Below are 625 nucleotides of genomic sequence, written 5' to 3' on the forward strand. Positions count from 1 at the left end.
GGGATCCACTGTCCAGGTGCCATCACCGTTGTTCGTACCTGCTGACAAAATCGCTCCAGTTGGCACGCCACCGATCGTGACACTGCTGATCGTTTCAGTGCTATCAACAGCGGTTAATGGACCCAGTTCAAGATCGACCTCAGTATCCTCTAACGTGCTTACCGTTCCTGTTAATGGATTGCCATCCGCGCTCGGGTTCGTTGGATCGATTGGATCGGTCGGATCGACTGGGTCAACCGGGTTCGGGCCATCAATAACCGGATTAATTGTTACAGTCATTGACGTCGTTGCACTATTGCTATCGACTTGGCTGCTATCATCGGGATCAACATCTTCATTATGAATCGTGACCTGCAGAACGATATCGCTTAGATGGCCTATTGCTGGCGTGATCGTGAGACCGGCAAGCTCAGCGGCTGTCAACGTCCAGCTACCATCTCCATTGTCAGTGCCAGCCGATAACGTAGCATCTAACGGCACATCGCTGATGGTGTAACCGGTAACTGACTCAGAACCATCGTTATCTGCTAGGCTACCAGTGATATCCAAGGCAATAGCACTATTCTCATCACCATTTACATCACTCGCACTCACCGCAGGCGCATCAGCGACTGCTTCCAAAGTA

At 51.0% G+C, this 625-nt stretch carries 1 protein-coding gene; it reads right to left on the minus strand.

Annotated features, from left to right (window positions below; all coding sequences use genetic code 11):
- The coding region (locus tag A3762_RS27140) for a hypothetical protein (protein ID WP_231878735.1) at window positions 1-625 on the minus strand (625 nt) is incomplete at both ends.

Source organism: Oleiphilus sp. HI0125 (assembly GCF_001635355.1).